The following is a 17895-nucleotide window of genomic DNA, read 5'->3' as shown; positions in this document are numbered from 1 at the left end:
GCGATGACCGAGTCCGGGTCGGTGACCACGGTGCTGCGGCGGCTGCGCGAGCAGCTGCCGGAGTCCGCCCTGGTCACCGACCGGACCCGGCTGCGCACGTACGAGTGCGACGGGCTCCTGCACTACCGGGTCGTCCCGGCCCTGGTCGTGCTGGCCCGCTCGGCCGACGACATCTGTACGACGGTGGCGGCCTGCGCGGCCGAGGGCGTCCCCTTCGTCGCGCGCGGCTCGGGCACGGGCCTGTCGGGCGGCGCGCTCCCCCACGCCGACGGCGTCCTGATCGTCACCTCGCAGCTCCGGCAGATCCGCGAGATTGCGCCGCAGGACCAGCGCGCCGTCGTCGACCCGGGCGTCATCAACCTGCACGTCTCCGAGGCGGCCAGGCCGCACGGCTACTACTTCGCGCCGGACCCCTCGAGCCAGCAGATCTGCTCGGTCGGGGGCAACGTCGCCGAGAACTCCGGCGGAGCCCACTGCCTGAAGTACGGCTTCACCAGCACCCACGTCCTCTCGATCGACCTGGTCACCCCGGACGGCGAGCAGGTGACGCTCGGTACCCGCGCGCCCGACGCACCGGGCTACGACCTGCTCGGCGCCGTCGTCGGCTCCGAGGGCACCCTGGGCGTCGCGACCTCGGTGACCGTACGGCTGCTCCGGACGCCCGAGGCGGTCCAGACCGTCCTCGCCGGGTTCGGCTCCACCGACGAGGCGGGCGCAGCCGTGTCGGCGATCATCGGGGCCGGCATCGTGCCGGCCGCCATCGAGATGATGGACGCCCTCGCGATCGAGGCCGCCGAGGCCGCGGTCGGGTGCAACTACCCCGAGGGAGCCGGCGCCGTCCTGGTGATCGAGCTCGACGGGCCGGCGCCCGAGGTCGAGCACGAGCTCACGGCGGTCGAGCGCATGTGCGAGGACGCCGGGTCGTTCGAGCTGCGCGTCGCCGCGGACGACACCGAGCGAGCGGCGATCTGGCGCGGCCGCAAGTCCGCCTTCGCCGCCGTCGGGCGGATCAGCCCCGACTACATCGTCCAGGACGGTGTCATCCCGCGTACGGCGCTTCCGGAGGTGCTGCGCGCGATGACGCAGCTCGCTGAGGAACGCGGGCTGCGCGTCGCCAACGTGTTCCACGCCGGGGACGGCAACCTGCACCCGCTCGTGCTGTTCGACGAGGCCAGGGACGGCGAAGGCGAGCGCGCCGAGGAGCTGTCCGGCGCGATCCTCGACCTGTGCCTGGAGCACGGCGGCTCGCTTACCGGCGAGCACGGCGTCGGCGCGGACAAGGCCAAGCACATGCCCAAGATGTTCAGCGCCGACGACCTCGACACGATGCAGCTGGTGCGCTGCGCGTTCGACCCCGGCGGCATCGCCAACCCCGGCAAGATCTACCCCACGCCGCGACTGTGCGGTGAGCGGCCCGGCAAGCGCACCGAGCCGCACCCGGCGCAGGCCGCCGGGCTGGCGGAGGTGTTCTGATGCCGTCGAGCCCGGTCCGCACGCAAGCCGCGGAGGCCGCCGAACACGTCGACGGTGTACCGGTCGGGGAAGTCGTCCGACCGCAGTCGACGGCAGAGGTCGCCGACATCATGAAAGACGCAGCGGTACAACGGCTTTCGGTGGTCGTGCGTGGCGCAGGAACCAAGCTGCCGTGGGGTGCTCCCCCGCGGTCGGCCGACCTGCTGCTCGACCTCGGCGGCATGAGCGGCGTGCTGGAGCACGAGGCCGGCGACCTCATCGTGTCGGCGCAGGCCGGCACCCCGCTGGCCGAGCTCCAGCGCATCGTCGGGCGGACCGACCAGCGGCTGGGCGTCGACGAGGTCGTCCCCGGGACCACCCTGGGCGGGCTGGTGGCCACCAACGTCAGCGGGCCTCGCCGCGTGGCGCTCGGCACCGTCCGCGACCTGCTCATCGGCGTGACGGTGGTCCGCGCCGACGGCGTCGTCGCTCGTGCCGGTGGGAAGGTCGTCAAGAACGTCGCCGGCTACGACCTGGGCAAGCTCATGGTCGGCTCGTACGGCACGCTCGCCGTGATCACGGAGGCGACGTTCCGCCTGCACCCGGTGCCCGAGGCGTCGGCGTCGACCCAGGTTGAGTGCGGCTCCCCGGCAGAAGCGACCGATCTCGTTGCAGCAGTGATGAGCTCGCAGATCGTGCCCGCCGCGGTCGAGATCGACGCCGAGCGCGGACGCTGCACGGTCTCGGTCCTCGTGGAGGGTACGCGGGCGGGCGTCGAGCAGCGGTCGGCGGCGGCGGCCGGGCTGATCGGAGCACCCGCCGCCCGTGCGAGCGCCCCCGGCATCGGCCTCGCCCGTGACGGATCATTGCTCAAGATCACGACGCAGATCTCGTCCGCGACCGAGATCGCCCAGGCCGCGGTCCAGCTCGGCCTCCATGTACGCGGATCCGTCGGTGCGGGTGTCCTGTACGCGAGCACCGACGACCCGGAGACGGCGGTGACTGCGGTGAGTCGGTTGCGCCCGCTGGCGGCAGCCCGCGGTGGCGCGCTCGTCCTCGTCGACGCCCCGGCCGAGGTGAAGTCAGCCGTCGACGTGTGGGGACCCGTCGCCGCCCTCGACCTGATGCGTCGGGTCAAGCACGAGTTCGATCCTGAGAGCCGTTTGGCACCAGGCAGATTCGTCGGAGGGATCTGAGTGTCCGAGCACACCGACCCCATCCGTCTGGGCATGCCCGCCGTACGCGGCTTCGACGCCGAGCGGCCGCCGAGCGGCGAGCTCATCGACGACTGCGTGCACTGCGGGTTCTGCCTGCCCAGCTGCCCGACGTACGTGCTGTGGGGCGAAGAGATGGACAGCCCCCGCGGTCGTATCCACCTGATGAAGACCGCGCTCGAGGGCGAGCCGCTCACACCGGAGATGGCCGGCCACTTCGACGCGTGCCTCGGCTGCATGGCCTGCGTGACGGCCTGCCCCTCGGGTGTGCAGTACGACCGCCTGCTCGAACGCACCCGCCCGCAGGTGGAGCGCAACCACGAGCGCACACGGAGCGAGAAGGCCCTGCGTGGGGCGATCTTCTCCCTGTTCCCGTACCCGCGGCGGCTGCGGATCGCCCGGGCGGTGCTGCGGGCGACCCAGCGCTGCGGGCTCGACCGCGCGGTACGGCGGTCCGGCGTCCTGGAGCGGCTCGCGCCCCATCTGGCGGCCATGCAGCGCGTGGCTCCGACCATCGGTGCGCGCGAGCCCCTCCCCGAGCTGATCCCCGCCGTGGGTGAGCGCCGGGCCCGGGTCGCGCTGCTGACCGGATGCGTCCAGAGCGAGTTCTTCCCCGAGGTGAACGCCGCGACCGCCCGGGTGCTGGCGGCGGAGGGCTGCGACGTCGTCGTCCCCCGTGGGCAGGGCTGCTGCGGAGCCCTGAGCAGCCACAGCGGGCGGGAGCCGGAGGCCCGCGGGTTCGCCGGCGCCACGATGGACACGTTCGACCCGCTGGACGTCGACTTCGTCGTGGTGAACTCCGCCGGCTGCGGCAGCGCCATGAAGGAGTACGAGCAGCTCCTCGACACCGGCGACGACGCCGGGACGGCGCGAGCGGCGGCGTTCAGCGAGCGAGTCCGCGATCTCACGGAGGTCCTCGTCGAGCTCGGGCCGCGCGCGGAACGCCACCCGCTGCCCGCGACTATCGCCTACCACGACGCCTGCCACCTCGCCCACGCCCAGGGAGTGCGCGCTCAGCCTCGCGAGCTGCTCGCCGGCATCCCCGACCTGACCGTGCGGGAGATCGCCGACGCGGCGATCTGCTGCGGATCGGCCGGGGTCTACAACATCCTGCAGCCGGAGCCCGCGCGGGCGCTCGGTGAGCAGAAGGCGCGCACCGTCGTCGCCACCGGCGCGCAGCTGCTCGTGACGGCGAACCCCGGATGCATGATGCAGATCGCCGCCGCCGCGCGCGACCAGGGCACCGACCTGGCCGTCGCGCACACCGCGCAGGTGCTGGACGCCTCACTGCGCGGCCTGCCGGTCGCGTCGCTGACGGGGGTGCCTGGTGACCCGTGAACCGGCGGTGGCCGCCGGCTCGCGTCGCGGCGGCGTCCAGGCGGTCGACCGTGCCCTGGACATCCTGGAGGTCCTCGGCGACGGGTCCACCAAGGGTGTCTCGGAGCTCGTCCGCGCCACTGAGCTCCCGCTCGGCACGGTCCACCGGCTGCTCGCGACGCTGGCCGAGCGCGGCTACGTACGGCAGGACAGCGAGCGCCGCTACGCCATCGGACCGGCGGCGCTCGGCCTCGCCGACGCGGGTGAGCGCTCGCTCGCCGCGGTCGGACGGGCGTACGCGGCGCGGCTGACCGCCCTGTGCGGTGAGACGGTCAACCTCGCCGTCCTGCAGGGCCACGAGATGGTCTACGTCGCCCAGAGCCCGTCACCGCACTCGCTGCGGATCTTCGCCGAGGTCGGGCGGCGCATCCCGCTGCACAGCACCGCCGTCGGGAAAGCTGTGCTGGCGTCGATGGGCACCCCGCAGGCGGCGGACCTGCTGCGCGCCCGGCCGCTGACCGCCTCGACACCGAGGACGCTGACCACGACGGAGGAGCTCGACCGTGAGCTCGCGCGGGTGCGGGATGAGGGGTACGCGGTCGACGAGGAGGAGCAGGAGCTCGGTGTCCGTTGCGTCGCCGCCGTCGTCTCCTCACCCGGGCTGCACGCCGCACTGTCGGTGTCCGGTCCGACCGAGCGCTTCACCGTGGACGCCGCCCGTGCTGCGGCTCCGCAGGTCCGGGCCGTCGCCGCCGACCTGGCCACCGCCCTCCGCGCCTGACCCCCCTCCCCTCCCGGCAAAAGCTGGTCGCCGGCACACGCATACCTGTGCCCTTCACCACCTTCTGCCGCTCCCCGGCAAAAGCTGAGCGCCGGCACACGCATACCTGTGCCCGCCACCACCTTTTGCCGGTAAGGGGTTGGGTTCCAGCGGCGATTTATCTGGTACTTGCTGTACCCGATACCCAAAGTACCGACTTGTGGGTAGCATCGGTCCTGAACGCAATCCCCCGTCCCGGGACGACCCTCGTCCCGGGCCGACGAGAGGTCGAGATGAGCGATCTGCAGAGCAAGCCCAGCCTGGCCGACCGCGGCCAGGCGCTCGGGCTGCGCCTGATCACCCGCGCGGGTGGCCTGGAGTCCATGAAGAACCCCGGTGTCCGCCGCGCCGTGGAGCGGGTGCTCTACAACGGCGCCCGGCAGGGGTTCAAGGCGCAGACCGCCGCCGGACGCGCGTTCGCCAAGCAGACCGGCACGGGCGCACCCGCCCGCAACGCACCGACCAAGCCCCGCCGCGAGCTCGACCTGACCCCCACCGAGGACCAGGCGATGATCCAGCAGGTCGCCCGCGAGCTGGCGGACGAGCTGCTGCGCCCGGCGGCCGCGACCGCCGATGCCGAGCGCACCACCCCGGCGGAGCTGCGCGCGCAGGCCGGTGAGCTCGGGCTCACCCTCGTCGGGGTACCCGCCGAGCTCGGCGGGGTCGCCGAGGAGCGGTCGGCGGTCACCGCGGCGCTCGTGCTCGAGGAGCTCGCCCGGGGCGACATGGGACTGGCCGTCTCGTTGATGGCGACCGGTGCCGTCGCCACGGCTCTCGCCGCGTACGGCGACGCAAGCCAGCAGGCGACGTACCTGCCGGCGTTCGCGGACGAGAAGAACCCGCCGGTCGCCGCGCTGGCGCTGATGGAGCCGCAGCCGCTGTTCGACCCGTTCGCCCTGCGGACCACCGCCCGCGCCGAGGGCGACGAGCTGGTCATCGACGGCGTGAAGGCGATGGTCCCGAACGCCGACTCCGCCGAGCTGTTCGTCGTCTCCGCGACCCTCGACGGTGAGAGCCGCCTGGTGATCGTCGAGCCCGGCACCGACGGCATCGGCCTCGAGCAGGACCCGGGCATGGGCGTCCGCGCGGCCCGTACGGGTCGGCTCACGTTCGCGGGCGTCCGCGTCCCCCGCACGAACCTGCTCGGCACCGCGGACGACCACCGCGACGCCGTACGCCGGGCGCGCCTCGCGTGGGCCGCAGCAGCGGTCGGCACCGCCCAGGCCGTCCTGGACCAGGTGAGCGAGTACGTCAAGGAGCGCAAGGCGTTCGGCGAGCCGATCGGGCACCGCCAGGCCGTCGCGTTCACCGTCGCCGACATCGCCATCGAGCTCGACGGCCTGCGCCTGGTGGTGTGGCGGGCCGCCGCGCTGCTGGACGCCGGCCAGGACGCGAGCGCCCAGATCGCGCACGCCCGCCACCTCGCCGCAACGTACGGCGCGCAGATCGGCTCGCACGCGGTCCAGCTGCTCGGCGGCCACGGGTTCGTCAAGGAGTTCGACAACGAGCGCTGGTACCGCGACCTGCGGGCCACCGGTGTCCTCGAGGGAGCGCTGCTCCTGTGACGCCCGGCCGCCCCCGCCCGCTGACCCGCACCGACCGCAAGGACCACTGATGATCGATCTCGAAGTCCCGAAGAAGCTCCTCCCGCTGGTCAGGCAGGCCGGCGCACTCGCGGACGAGGTGTTCCGGCCGATCAGCCGCAAGTACGACCTCGCCGAGCACGAGTACCCCCGCGAGCTGGACCTCACCTCCGCGCTGATCGACGGGCTGAGCGACTCCGGCGCCAGCCAGGGCGCCGGCGCGCGCGGTTCGACCCGCGCGAGCGACGACGTCCCCGCCGGCGTCGGGTCAGGCCGGAGCACCAAGGACAAGGGCGCCAACCGCAACGGCACGAACCTGTCCTCGGTCCTGTCGATCATGCAGACCTGCCGCGGCGACGTCGGCCTGACGCTGAGCCTGCCGCGCCAGGGTCTCGGCAACGCGGCGATCGCGGCCGTCGCGAACGACGAACAGAAGCAGCGGTACGGCAACCGCTGGGCGGCGATGGCCATCACCGAGCCGGAGACGGGCTCGGACTCCGGCGCCATCCGCACGACGGCGGTCAAGGACGGTGACGAGTACGTCCTCAACGGCGAGAAGATCTACGTCACCTCCGGCGAGCGGGCCGAGCTGGTGGTCGTCTGGGCCACCCTCGACCGCTCCCTGGGCAAGAAGGCGATCAAGTCGTTCGTCGTCGAGCGCTCCAACCCCGGGCTGAGGCTCGTGCGCCTGGAGCACAAGCTCGGTATCCGGTCCTCCGACACCGCCGCGTTCCACCTGCAGGACTGCCGGGTGCCGGCGCAGGACCTGCTCGGCGATCCGGAGATCCGGACCGAGGGCGGCTTCGGCGGCGCGATGCAGACGTTCGACAACACCCGTCCGCTCGTCGCGGCGATGGCCGTCGGGCTGACGCGCGCCTGCCTCGACACGACCACCGCTTTGCTGAAGGAGGCCGGCGTCGAGCCCGACCTCGACGCGCCGCTGCACAGCCAGCCGCACGCCGCGGCCCGGCTGGTGCAGATGGAGGCCGACTACGAGTCCGCGTACCTGCTCACCCTGCGCGCGGCGTGGATGGCCGACAACGGCAGGCCGAACTCCATGCAGGCCTCGATGGCCAAGGCGAAGGCCGGGCGTACGTGCGTCGACGTCGCGCTCGCCTGTGTCGAGCTCGCCGGCGCGACCGGTTACGCCGAGACCGAGCTGCTGGAGAAGTGGGCGCGCGACTCCAAGATCCTGGACATCTTCGAGGGCACCCAGCAGATCCAGCTGCTGGTCGTCGCCCGCCGGCTGCTGGGGCTGTCCAGCACCCAGCTGCGCTGAGCAGCACCTGGCACGAGGGGCTCGGTACGCGGTCGCGTACCGAGCCCTTCGCCGTCCCGGCCGCCCGCGTTGGTCACGATCTGCTCCGGGTTTCGGCGAGTTCGTTGACGGCCCCCACCGTGGAAACTATTTTCACTCCAGACCCCAGACGTGCACGGAAACTTTCGGGGTCGCCAGACTGCCCGGAACCCCGAAGGAGAGTCGGATGCGTTGGTCACGAACGACAGGAGTGGCCGCGGTCGCGGTCCTCGGGCTGGCTCTCGCCGGCTGCGGCGACGACGGCTCGGGCGGGAGCGGTGGCGGTGGCGGTGACACCGGGGGCGCGACGGCCGTCGGCGGCTCCAGCGGAGCGGGCGGCTCGGGAGGCGGCGGCAACGGCAAGACGGTGACCTGGTGGGTCATGAAGGGCACCAACCCCGACTCCACCGCCTTCTACCAGTCCGCGAAGGACACCTTCAAGAAGGAGACCGGCGCGACGCTGAACATCCAGGAGGTGGAGTGGGCCGACGCGCACGACAAGCTCGTCCGCACCTTCGCCGGCGGCGGGGGCCCCGACGTCTCCGAGATCGGCAGCACCTGGAACCCCGAGTTCGCGGCGGCCGGCGGCCTGGTCGACCTCAGCGGCAAGATCAGCAGCGCCGGTCTCAACAAGGACCTGCTGCCGGCGCTGAAGGACTCGGCCACCTACGACGGCAAGCAGTGGGGCGTTGGCTGGTACGCCGGGACCCGCGGCATCGTCTACCGCAAGGACGTCTTCGACAAGCTCGGGCTGAAGCCACCGACCACCTGGAACGAGCTCCAGACGACCGTCAAGACGCTCAAGGCCAAGCAGCCGGACATGGCACCGTTCCCGGTCGCCGGTGGCAGCGCGTACGCCGCGGCACCGTTCGTGTGGGGCACCGGCGGCGACTTCGCCGCCAAGGACGGCGACCAGTGGAAGGGCACCCTCGACTCCGACAAGGCGCGGCAGGGTCTGCAGTTCTACACCGACCTGGCCAACAAGGACGGCTCCTCGACCAAGGGCGCGGCCACCTGGAAGGAGACCGACCTGCTGGACGCCTTCACCAAGGGCAAGGCCGCCATGGTGATCCAGGGCAACTGGACCCCGAAGGCCGCCGTCGAGAAGGACCCGAGCCTCAAGGGCAAGATCGCGGCGTTCGCCGTCCCGGGCAAGGACGGGGGCATGGCGCCCACCTTCCTCGGCGGCTCCAACCTGGCGATGCTCAAGACGAGCAAGAACCAGGACCTCGCCTGGAAGCTCATCCAGATGCTGACCACGGGCGAGCTGTCCAAGCAGTGGGCCCAGCAGACCGGCTTCTTCCCGAGCACCACCACGGGTATGCAGACGTTCGCCTCGAGCAGCGACCCCCTGGTCGCGCCGTTCGCCACGGCGATGATGAAGGCCGGCAAGAACGTGCCGAGCGCACCACAGTGGGGCGCGGTCGAGGGTGACAAGACGCTCACCCAGATGCTGCAGTCCATCCTGACCGGCACGTCCGTGAACGACGCCACGAAGAAGGCGTCGGAGTCGATCACCAAGACCCTCAACTCGGGAAGCTGACGCATTGGCGACGTCGCTCGACGAACCGGCAGCACCAGCCCGGGTCGACCCTGCCGCTCGGCCCCGACGCGTTCGGCGGAGCCGGGCGGCACGGCCCTGGCTGCTGCTCGCCGGGCCGCTGCTGGTCATCGCCGGCCTGCTGCTCTACCCGATCGTCCGGGTCACCGTCCTGTCCTTCCAGCGGTACGGGCTCAAGGAGGTCATCTCCGGCAAGCCCGAGTTCATCGGGCTGGACAACTACCGGGAGGCTCTCTCGGGGGACTACCTGTGGAAGACGGTGCTTCCGAACACCGTGGTGTTCGCAGCCGTGGCCGTGGCCGGAACGGTGGTGCTCGGCACCCTCGTGGCGCTGCTGCTGCAGCACCTGGGCCCCAGGCTGCGGGCGCTGGTCATCGGATCGGCGCTCGTGGCCTGGGCCCTGCCCGCGGTCACCGGGACGTACGTGTGGGTGTGGATCTTCGACCCCGACTCGGGCATCGTCCGGCGCACCCTGATCGCGCTGGGCATGCTCGACCCGGAGGGCTTCAACTGGTTCACCGACCGGCTGTCGTTCTACGCGATCGCGGTGCTGAACGTCATCCACCACGGCTACCCGTTCATCGCGATCACCATCTTCGCCGGACTGTCGACCGTGCCGGAGGAGCTGCACGAGGCCGCCAAGCTGGACGGCGCCAACGCCTGGCGCCGGTTCTGGTCGATCACCGTGCCCCTGATGCGACCGGTGTTCGCGGTCGTGACGATCCTGTCGACGATCTGGGACTTCAAGGTGTTCGCGCAGATCTACCTGATGCCCGGCGGTGACGGGAGCAACCCCGACGTGTTCAACCTCGGAGTGTGGTCGTACGTGTCCTCGATCAACCAGAACAAGTACGGCCTGGGCTCGGCCATCGCGGTGCTGCTGACCCTGGTCCTGCTGGTGATCACGATGATCTACGTCCGCGCGCTGTTCCGGGAGGACGAGCTGCAATGACCCGACGCTCCTCACCGGCCGCCCGGATCGGCAAGGCCGTGGCGGTCACGGCGCTGCTCGCGTTCACGCTCTTCCCGATCTACTTCATGCTGAGCACGGCGTTCAACGCCCGCGCGGCCTCCGGCACCGACGCGCTGCTGCCGACGCACTGGACCTTCGAGCACTTCACGACGGCGCTCACCGACGGCCACTTCACGACGTACATGACCAACTCGGCGATCGTCACCGTCGTGACGGTCCTGGTCTCGTGCGGCCTCGCGCTGCTGGGCGCCGTGGCGATGGCGCGCTTCCAGTTCTCGCTGCGGACCACCGTGCTGGTCATGATCCTGGTCGTCCAGATGCTGCCGGCGGAGGCGCTGGTCATCCCGCTGTTCCTGCAGATGAAGGACCTGCGGATGCTCAACTCACTCGGTGGTCTCGTCCTGGTGTACGTCGCGTTCTCGCTGCCGTTCGCCATCTGGAACCTGCGCGGGTTCGTCGCCGCGGTCCCTCGCGAGCTGGAGGAGGCGGCGTACCTCGACGGCTGCGGCTGGTGGCAGATGTTCCGCCGGGTCCTGCTGCCGCTGGTCTGGCCGGGCCTGGTGGCGACCAGCGCGTTCACCTTCGTCATGGCGTGGGAGGAGTTCACCTTCGCCAGGACGTTCCTCAACAACGAGGAGCGGATGACGGTCGGCATCGGCCTGCAGCACTTCTTCGGCCAGAACGTCAACGACTGGGGTGGCCTGATGGCGGCCTCGACGATGGTGACGATCCCCGTCGTGATCGTGTTCGTGCTCGCCCAGCGCCGCCTCGGCAGCGGCCTGGTCTCCGGCGCGGTCAAGTGACCGACGCCGCGCAGGTACGCCGGCTGGCCCACCGGGTGCTGATGCCCGGGTTCGCCGGCACACAGGTGCCGCGCTGGCTCGCGCGGGCCCTGCACGAGGGGCTGGGCGGCATCTGCCTGTTCGGGCACAACATCGAGTCCCCCGCGCAGCTGTGCGCGCTCACCGACGACGCCCACGGCCTGGGCCCGGTGGTCGTCGGGGTCGACGAGGAGGGCGGCATCGTCAGCCGCCTCGGGACTCGGAAGGGCTCGCGACATGTCGGGGCCGCGGCCCTCGGGGTGGTCGACGACGTCGCGCTCACCGAGGCGGTGGCCGGCCAGATCGCGATCGACCTGCGCGACGTCGGCGTGGACCTCGACCTCGCCCCGGTCGCGGACGTCACGAGTGACCTGCAGAACCCCGTCATCGGGGTCCGCTCGTTCGGTACGGAGCCCGAGCACGTCGCCCGTCACACGCGGGCGTTCGTGCGGGGGCTGCAGGGGCTCGGCGTCGCGGCGTGCGCGAAGCACTTCCCGGGCCACGGCGACACCAGCGTGGACTCGCACGCCGGGCTGCCCCGGATCGCCGTCGACCTGGAGACCCTGCGCAGGCGGGAGCTGCCGCCCTTCGCCGCCGCCGTCGAGGCCGGCGTCCAGGTGATCATGACGGCGCACATCGTGTTCGAGGCCCTCGACGACCGCCCGGCCACGGTGAGTGCGCCCGTGATGCGGCTCCTGCGCGACGAGCTGGGGTTCGACGGCGTCATCACCTCCGACGCGATGGACATGGGCGCCGTCGTCGACTCCATCGGCCTCGCCGAGGGCTGCGTCCAGGCCGTCATCGCCGGGGTCGACCTGGTCGGTCTGGGCAACCCGGTCCTGAACGCGCCGCAGCGGGAGGACGAGCGGACGTTCGTCGCAGCGCTCGACGCGCTGGTCGAGGCCGCGACGTCCGGACGACTGCCCCTGGAGCGGCTGCGGGAGGCCGCCGGCCGCGTCGACCGGCTGGAGCGCTGGTGCCGTGATCGCCGGGGGAGCGAGGTCCCGGCGGGCGAGCCGGAGACGGACGCCCGCGCGGCCCGGGCGTCCCTGCGAACGGTCGGCGACGTGGCGGGCGTCCTGACCGGGCCCGTCCGGGTCATCGACGTCCGGCGTCGGCGCAACATCGCCGCAGGCGGCAACACCGGGCTGATCGCGCACGCCATCGTCGAACGGCTGCCCGGCAGCGAGGCGATGTGCCAGGCGCCGCAGGCGACGGTCGCCGAGGGACGTGCCAGCGCGGCCGAGCGCACGGCTTCACCGGACGCGCCCGAGGAGCCCGGGGCTCCGGGTCGCCGAGCGGCCGCGCACGCCGATGTCGTCGTGACCGGGACGCCGGGCCTGGATCCCGCGGAGGCCGAGGCGCTGGCCCGGATCGTGGAGGCGAACCCGCGGGCGGTCGTCGTCTGCACGGGGATGGTGCCACCGGGCACCCTCGTGGCCGACCGGGTGGTGCACACGTTCGGCGACTCGCTGCCCACGGCGCGCGCCGTCGTCGATCTCCTCGCTAAGTAACGCAGCGTTACTCATCTTCCCATCTCGCGTTATGGGACAGCTCCTCGCCGTCCTTGCCGACGGCCGGACGGCGCCTCTACCGTCGAGCCCAGGTCATGAGCCCCAGCGCCAAGCCCCGGCTCGCTGGGCAGCAACCCTCCTCCGCGGTGGGGTGCTCCGGGTGATGACCCGGCGTGGACCGACCGGCCCACGCAAGCGCGGACCCTCGGGTCCTTCCGACCTCGGAGAGAGCGATGAGCGCAGACCCACGCCGACGGGCGGCACGCCTGCACCGCCGCCGTCACGTCGACCTGCAGCGGGTCTGCTCGGCGCAGTGTCCGGTCTGACACACCGCCCGGCGCCCTGCGACGGCTGAGCACGCACGACGGCTCACGACCGCTCGTCATCACTCCCGAACTCGTTGCGACGCAAGGACTTTCGTCATGCCCATCAGCTCGACCCTGCCCACGACACCGACCCTCGCCACGCTTGAGCAGCACCTGACCGAGCAGCCACCCGCCACCCGGGCGCAGCTGCTGCTGACCCTCCGGCTCTTCTCCCAGGACCCCGGCATCGCCTCGCTGGTCGACCTGGCGGCGACCGACCGGCAGTGGCACGAGGTCGCGCGGACCCCGCAGCTGCAGGTGTGGGTCATCTCCTGGCCTCCCGGCACCAGCACCGGATGGCACGACCACGGCGGCGCCGTCGGCGCGTTCCGGGTCGTCCGCGGCTCCCTGGAGGAGCACACCGTCCGCGACGGACGACGCCTGCGGACGCTGGCCCCGGGTGACCTGCGCGTCTTCTCCGGCTCGCACGTCCACGACGTCCGGAACACCGGCGCCGTCCCGGCGCTGTCCGTCCACGCGTACTCGCCCCGGCTGGACGCGATGACCAGGTACGTCGAGACCGACGGCCGGCTGGAGGCCCACGAGGTGGACGGGGGTGAGCGCTGGTGACCGCGCACGGCATCACCGCGGTCCTGGACGACGTCCGGGTCGGGCTGGACCGCGTCACGGTCCGGGAGGCGTACGACGAGGTGCTGCACGCCGGCGCCCTCCTGGTCGACATCCGTCCGGCGGCCCAGCGGGCCGCCGAGGGCGAGGTCGACGTACCCGCGATCGTCCTGGAGCGCAACGTGCTGGAGTGGCGGCTCGATCCGTGGAGCGAGGCGCGCATCCCCCAGGCGGCGGCCGACCTGCGCGTCCTGGTGCTGTGCCAGGAGGGGTACGCCTCCTCGCTGGCGGCGGAGTCCCTCCAGCGGGTCGGCGTCACCCGCGCCACCGACGTCGTCGGCGGGTTCCAGGCCTGGCACGAGGCCGGGCTGCCCTCCCGACTGCCCGCGGAGCGGCTCCCCTGACCTGCCGCCTCGCGCGGCATGATGGCCTGGTGAGCACCTCCGGCCCCGCACCGACGGACTCCCCCGGGCTCGGTCACCACGACGCAGGAGACGGCCGGTGACGGCGGCCGACGGCCGCGGCGAGTCGGCCACCGAGCGCCTCGACCGCCACTGGGCCGAGCTGTTGCAGGAGCTGCGCGTCGTCCAGACGGGCGTGCAGATCCTGACCGGCTTCCTGCTCACCGTGCCGTTCCAGCAGCGGTTCCCGCAGATGGGCAACGGCGAACGAGTCCTCTACCTGTGCGCGTTCGTCCTCGCCGTGGTGTCGACGGCACTCATCGTCGCGCCGGTCAGCATGCACCGCGTGATGTTCCGGCGCCGAGTGCGTGACGACCTCGTCGAGGCATCGGCCGCACTGGCCAAAGCCGGCCTGCTGACCCTGGCGATGACGATGATCGCGGCCACCGCGCTCATCTTCGACGTGGTCGTCGGCTCCCCCGCCGGGTTCATCGCCGGCGCGGCCGCCCTGCTGGTCTTCGTGGCCTGCTGGTGGGCGCTGCCGGTGATGATCCGCTCGCGCGCGCTGCAGCGTCAGGACGTCGGCGTCGACGAGCTCCCCTGACCGCGCGCGAGCGGGCCGTCAGTGGCTGCTCGCCCGGTGCCGCCGCAGCAGGTCCTCGCCCCAGTCGAGGGTGAGGTCGCGCCACACCGAGTGCGCGTGGTTGGCGTCGTCCTGGGTGTTGTCGTACTCGATCAGCAGCGTCGGCCCGTGGATGCAGTAGTAGCGACCCACGCCGGGCACCGACGAGCCGGCCCACGCGAACGCCAGCCGGTCCAGTCCCTCGTCCTCGGCCGCCGCCCACGCCGCTCGCGCCCGCGACCGCGGGGCGCGCGCGAGGTACCGGCGCACGAGGGCGTCCAGCAGCGCCCGCTGGTCGCCGGTCATGTCGCGCCGGATGAGGCCCGGCGGCAGGACGGACGGGTCGGCCACCGGGTCCGCGCCGGTGAGGATGTCCCTCGGCGCGCGGTCGGAGGCGACCGCACGGGCGCGACGGTCGGGCTCGAAGGACGCCAGCAGGTCGTGCGCGAGGTCCTCCTCCGGCCCGAGCAGCCGCCGCCCCGGCCACGCGGTCCCGGACGGGAGGGTCGCGGGTTCGGACCCGATGAAGTGCGGGGTCACCGAGCACTCGCCGTCCACCACCAGGACGTGGACCGCGAGGTGATGGCCGTTGACCCGCCATCCCCACGGCTGCGGACCAGGGGACCCGATCAGGCGCAGCCAGTACCGGTCGTCGCCCGGACGGGGCTGCGCACCGGCCAGGGTCCGCCGAACGCGTTCGACCTCGACCGCTCCGACCGCCAGGCGTCCCTCCCCGCTCTCCAGCGCCTCGAGCAGCTCCATCACGAGCGCGTGCTGGTCGGCGTCCAGCTCGGCGAGCGGCAGGCCCGGGCGCTGCCCGGGCAGGTAGGTCCAGCGGCGCCGCTCGGGGTCGTTCGCCTCCTCGGTCGCGGAGGCGCGCCGCGCCGGCGACAACGAGCGCTGCAGACGCTCGACCAGCTCGGCCGTACGCCGGACGTCGGGGTCGGGATCCATGGACGGGGCTCCTTCGTCGCTGACCCGTCGACCCTACTGAGCGATACGCGCACCGGCGGCGCACACGCACAAGAGCCCGGGCCGACCGGCCCGGGCTCTTGTGCTGGAGGCCTTGCGGCCCTCCTGGGTGGAGCTGAGGGGACTCGAACCCCTGACCCCTTCCATGCCATGGAAGTGCGCTACCAGCTGCGCCACAGCCCCAGGTGTGTCTCCGCTCATCGCGGCGACCGGCACACTTTAGCGAGAACGACGCCCGCCGACCAAATCGAGCGCCGCGAGCGGCGTGCTGGCCGGGCGACCGCCGGCGACGCGGGCTTCCTGCGGGCGTACACCTGACGCCGGATGCGGGCCACCACCGTGCCGTCCCGCAGCGTCAGATCGGTCTCGAACCACTCCAGGACCTTCTCGCCCCGGTCACAGCGCTCCCGGATCTCGGCGACCTTCTCCGCTGGCATCCGGAACGTGCCGTACACCGTGCCGACACCGGGGCTGACGTACTCGATCTGCGCGGCCTGGTCCCAGACCTTGTAGTCCTTGCCGAGCTGGTGCATGAGCAGGATCGCGTAGAACGCGTCCGACATGGCACCGATCGAGCCGCCGAACGCGGTGCCGTGCTGGTTGCGGTTGACGCGGTTCAGCAGCAGCTTGACGCGCGCGTACGTCCAGTCGTCGGCGATCTCCTGCACCCGGATGCCGGTGCCGAGCAGCGGCGGCCACAGGTTCATCAGCCGCACCAGCCGACGGGGCGTGTAGTGCGGCCGGGAGCGCGGCAGGCGGGTCATGCCCCGATGTTCCACCGCTCGATCCGCCAGCCGAAGCGGTGCTCGACGATCTCGACCCAGTGGCAGTTGTGCAGACCCGCCAGCGACATCCAGGCGACGTCCTGGGCGATACCGACCAGGTGGGCGGCGACCGCCCGACCGGTGACCCCGTGGGTGGCGAGCACGACGGTCTCGCCCTCCTCCATGGTGTCGATGACCTCGCGGACCGCCTCGCCCGCGCGCACCACGACCTGGGCCAGGGTCTCGCCGGTCACGCCGCGCGCGATGTCCTGGCCGCGCGCGAGGGCGTCCTGCAGCTCGGGGTACCGCTCGGCCACGTCGCCCGCGGTCAGGCCCTGCCACTCACCGACGTGGATCTCGCGCAGCCGGTCGTCGTACGTCGGGGTCAGACCGGTGACGTCGACCAGCGCCTGGGCCGTCGCGGCCGCGCGGCGCAGGTCGGAGGAGACGATCCGTACCGGCTCGAGCGTGGCGATGACCGCCGCGGCGTCCGTGGCCTGCTGCCGGCCGAGGTCGGACAGCTCGGTGTCCAGCTGCCCCTGCCAGATGCCTGCGGCGTTGTGGGTCGTCTGGCCGTGCCGCCACACCACGATGCGACGTCGGCCGGAGCCGCTTCGCATCAGCCGCTCGGACGGTCCGTGCGGCGTCTGCTGCGGCGAGGTCATGCCTGCTCGTCGGCGTCCGGCGTGGGCTCGGGCCCGAGGTCCACGGTCGGGCAGTCACGCCACAGCCGCTCCAGCGCGTAGAACTCGCGCTCCTCCTCGTGCTGCACGTGGACGACGATGTCGCCGAAGTCCAGCAGCACCCAGCGCCCCTCCCGCTGTCCCTCACGACGGATCGGCTTCGCCTGCAGCGTGAGCAGGCGCTCCTCGATCGCGTCGACGATGGCCGAGACCTGTCGCTCGTTGCTCGCCGAGGCGATCACGAACACGTCGGTCAGGGCCAGCTGGTCGCTCACGTCGATCGCCAGCACGTCGGCGGCGATCTTGTCCTGCGCGGCGGCTGCTGCGGCCCTGGCCAGGTCGATGGCGTGTGCTGTCGCAGCCACTCAGTCCTCCTGGAGCTCTCCGGCACCGGGCCGGTAGAGGTTGTACTTACCGATGTACTGCACGACGCCGTCCGGCACGAGGTACCAGACGGGTTCGCCGTCGGCGACCCGCTCGCGGCAGTCCGTCGAGCTGATCGCCATGGCCGGGACCTCCTTGAGCGTGACGCGGTCCTTGGGCAGGCCGTCGTCGGACAGCTCGTGCCCCGGCCGGGTCACCCCGATGAACCGGGCGAGGTCCCACATCTGCTCGACGCCCTTCCAGGACAGGATCTGCGCGAGCGCGTCCGCGCCGGTGATGAAGTAGAGCTCGGCGTCCGGGCGCTGCTCCTTCAGGTCACGCAGGGTGTCCAGGGTGTACGTCGGGCCGGGCCGGTCGATGTCGACCCGGCTGACGGTGAAGCGGGGGTTCGACGCCGTCGCGATGACCGTCATCAGGTAGCGGTCCTCGGCGGGACTGACGTCCTTCTCCGCCTTCTGCCAGGGCTGGCCGGTCGGCACGAACACCACCTCGTCCAGCCCCAGCAGGGACTGCACCTCGCTGGCCGCGACGAGGTGTCCGTGGTGGATGGGGTCGAACGTGCCGCCCATGACCCCCAGCTTGATG

At 72.1% G+C, this 17895-nt stretch carries 18 protein-coding genes, 1 tRNA gene and 1 riboswitch; of the genes, 13 read left to right on the top strand and 6 right to left on the bottom strand.

What is annotated here, in order from left to right; all coding sequences use genetic code 11:
• Positions 1-3 precede the first annotated feature (3 nt).
• The 13 genes from P4R38_RS03670 to P4R38_RS03610 all read left to right on the top strand — a co-directional run bounded on the left by P4R38_RS03670 (position 4) and on the right by P4R38_RS03610 (position 14489).
• The gene (locus tag P4R38_RS03670; protein ID WP_277191096.1) at positions 4-1473 is read left to right on the top strand and encodes an FAD-linked oxidase C-terminal domain-containing protein; all 1470 of its coding nucleotides are present in this window, start codon (positions 4-6) and stop codon (positions 1471-1473) included.
• Entirely contained in the window at positions 1473-2648 is a 1176-nt protein-coding gene (locus P4R38_RS03665; protein WP_277191095.1) for an FAD-binding oxidoreductase, read from the top strand. The genes P4R38_RS03670 and P4R38_RS03665 overlap by 1 nt, the downstream gene beginning before the upstream one ends.
• A complete protein-coding gene (locus P4R38_RS03660) occupies positions 2649-4004 on the top strand; it encodes a (Fe-S)-binding protein (protein WP_277191094.1) in 1356 nt (451 codons plus the stop codon).
• Complete coding sequence (locus P4R38_RS03655) at positions 3994-4764, top strand: IclR family transcriptional regulator (protein ID WP_277191093.1); 771 nt, start codon at positions 3994-3996, stop codon at positions 4762-4764. The genes P4R38_RS03660 and P4R38_RS03655 overlap by 11 nt, the downstream gene beginning before the upstream one ends.
• Positions 4765-5036: 272 nt before the next feature.
• On the top strand, positions 5037-6368 hold the full coding sequence (locus P4R38_RS03650; protein WP_277191092.1) for an acyl-CoA dehydrogenase family protein: 1332 nt from the start codon (positions 5037-5039) through the stop codon (positions 6366-6368).
• 49 nt (positions 6369-6417) lie between these two features.
• On the top strand, positions 6418-7665 hold the full coding sequence (locus tag P4R38_RS03645; RefSeq protein WP_277191091.1) for an acyl-CoA dehydrogenase family protein: 1248 nt from the start codon (positions 6418-6420) through the stop codon (positions 7663-7665).
• A gap of 205 nt (positions 7666-7870) precedes the next feature.
• Positions 7871-9226, top strand: coding sequence for a sugar ABC transporter substrate-binding protein (locus tag P4R38_RS03640; RefSeq protein ID WP_277191090.1), 1356 nt, complete (start codon positions 7871-7873; stop codon positions 9224-9226).
• Between the two features lie 4 nt (positions 9227-9230).
• A complete protein-coding gene (locus P4R38_RS03635) occupies positions 9231-10196 on the top strand; it encodes a carbohydrate ABC transporter permease (protein ID WP_277191089.1) in 966 nt (321 codons plus the stop codon).
• Positions 10193-11020: a carbohydrate ABC transporter permease gene (locus P4R38_RS03630; RefSeq protein ID WP_275240455.1), complete on the top strand. Its 828-nt coding sequence runs from the start codon at positions 10193-10195 to the stop codon at positions 11018-11020. Before P4R38_RS03635 ends, P4R38_RS03630 begins: the two co-directional genes overlap by 4 nt.
• Positions 11017-12552, top strand: coding sequence for a glycoside hydrolase family 3 protein (locus P4R38_RS03625; protein WP_277191088.1), 1536 nt, complete (start codon positions 11017-11019; stop codon positions 12550-12552). The genes P4R38_RS03630 and P4R38_RS03625 overlap by 4 nt, the downstream gene beginning before the upstream one ends.
• A 91-nt stretch (positions 12553-12643) precedes the next feature.
• Positions 12644-12756: riboswitch (SAM riboswitch) on the top strand.
• Between the two features lie 218 nt (positions 12757-12974).
• Positions 12975-13487 carry a cysteine dioxygenase gene (locus P4R38_RS03620; protein ID WP_277191087.1) on the top strand — a complete coding sequence of 171 codons (513 nt, stop codon included), beginning with the start codon at positions 12975-12977 and terminating at the stop codon, positions 13485-13487.
• Positions 13484-13888 carry a rhodanese-like domain-containing protein gene (locus P4R38_RS03615; protein ID WP_277191086.1) on the top strand — a complete coding sequence of 135 codons (405 nt, stop codon included), beginning with the start codon at positions 13484-13486 and terminating at the stop codon, positions 13886-13888. The genes P4R38_RS03620 and P4R38_RS03615 overlap by 4 nt, the downstream gene beginning before the upstream one ends.
• A 97-nt stretch (positions 13889-13985) precedes the next feature.
• Complete coding sequence (locus P4R38_RS03610; protein ID WP_277191085.1) at positions 13986-14489, top strand: DUF6328 family protein; 504 nt, start codon at positions 13986-13988, stop codon at positions 14487-14489.
• Positions 14490-14507: 18 nt separating this feature from the next.
• Here the strand turns inward: P4R38_RS03610 and P4R38_RS03605 are convergent, their stop codons facing one another.
• The 6 genes from P4R38_RS03605 to nadD form a co-directional block, all read right to left on the bottom strand.
• Complete coding sequence (locus tag P4R38_RS03605; protein ID WP_277191084.1) at positions 14508-15461, bottom strand: DUF3500 domain-containing protein; 954 nt, start codon at positions 15459-15461, stop codon at positions 14508-14510.
• Between the two features lie 128 nt (positions 15462-15589).
• Positions 15590-15662, bottom strand: a tRNA-Ala gene (locus P4R38_RS03600).
• 14 nt (positions 15663-15676) lie between these two features.
• Positions 15677-16243 carry a DUF4442 domain-containing protein gene (locus P4R38_RS03595; protein ID WP_277191083.1) on the bottom strand — a complete coding sequence of 189 codons (567 nt, stop codon included), beginning with the start codon at positions 16241-16243 and terminating at the stop codon, positions 15677-15679.
• Entirely contained in the window at positions 16240-16908 is a 669-nt protein-coding gene (locus tag P4R38_RS03590; protein WP_275240466.1) for a histidine phosphatase family protein, read from the bottom strand. Before P4R38_RS03590 ends, P4R38_RS03595 begins: the two co-directional genes overlap by 4 nt.
• Positions 16905-17291 (bottom strand): ribosome silencing factor, encoded by a 387-nt coding sequence (gene rsfS, locus P4R38_RS03585; protein ID WP_275240468.1) that lies wholly within the window; start codon positions 17289-17291, stop codon positions 16905-16907. Before rsfS ends, P4R38_RS03590 begins: the two co-directional genes overlap by 4 nt.
• Complete coding sequence (nadD, locus tag P4R38_RS03580; RefSeq protein ID WP_275240587.1) at positions 17292-17894, bottom strand: nicotinate-nucleotide adenylyltransferase; 603 nt, start codon at positions 17892-17894, stop codon at positions 17292-17294.
• Between the last annotated feature and the right edge of the window lies 1 nt (position 17895).

Origin of the sequence: Luteipulveratus flavus (assembly GCF_029439465.1) — a bacterium.
GTDB classification, from domain to species: domain Bacteria; phylum Actinomycetota; class Actinomycetes; order Actinomycetales; family Dermatophilaceae; genus Luteipulveratus; species Luteipulveratus flavus.
Note: the sequence above shows the minus strand (reverse complement) of the source record. Positions and strands in the feature narration are given on the sequence as shown.

Bases quoted from the DNA above. Each gene is read 5' to 3' on its own strand.
- P4R38_RS03670 (WP_277191096.1), top strand. From the start codon at position 4: ATGACCGAGTCCGGGTCGGTGACCACGGTGCTGCGGCGGCTGCGCGAG.
- P4R38_RS03650 (WP_277191092.1), top strand. From the start codon at position 5,037: ATGAGCGATCTGCAGAGCAAGCCCAGCCTGGCCGACCGCGGCCAGGCG.
- P4R38_RS03605 (WP_277191084.1), bottom strand. From the start codon at position 15,461: ATGGATCCCGACCCCGACGTCCGGCGTACGGCCGAGCTGGTCGAGCGT.
- P4R38_RS03665 (WP_277191095.1), top strand. From the start codon at position 1,473: ATGCCGTCGAGCCCGGTCCGCACGCAAGCCGCGGAGGCCGCCGAACAC.
- P4R38_RS03620 (WP_277191087.1), top strand. From the start codon at position 12,975: ATGCCCATCAGCTCGACCCTGCCCACGACACCGACCCTCGCCACGCTT.
- P4R38_RS03645 (WP_277191091.1), top strand. From the start codon at position 6,418: ATGATCGATCTCGAAGTCCCGAAGAAGCTCCTCCCGCTGGTCAGGCAG.
- P4R38_RS03590 (WP_275240466.1), bottom strand. From the start codon at position 16,908: ATGACCTCGCCGCAGCAGACGCCGCACGGACCGTCCGAGCGGCTGATG.
- P4R38_RS03595 (WP_277191083.1), bottom strand. From the start codon at position 16,243: ATGACCCGCCTGCCGCGCTCCCGGCCGCACTACACGCCCCGTCGGCTG.
- P4R38_RS03630 (WP_275240455.1), top strand. From the start codon at position 10,193: ATGACCCGACGCTCCTCACCGGCCGCCCGGATCGGCAAGGCCGTGGCG.
- P4R38_RS03640 (WP_277191090.1), top strand. From the start codon at position 7,871: ATGCGTTGGTCACGAACGACAGGAGTGGCCGCGGTCGCGGTCCTCGGG.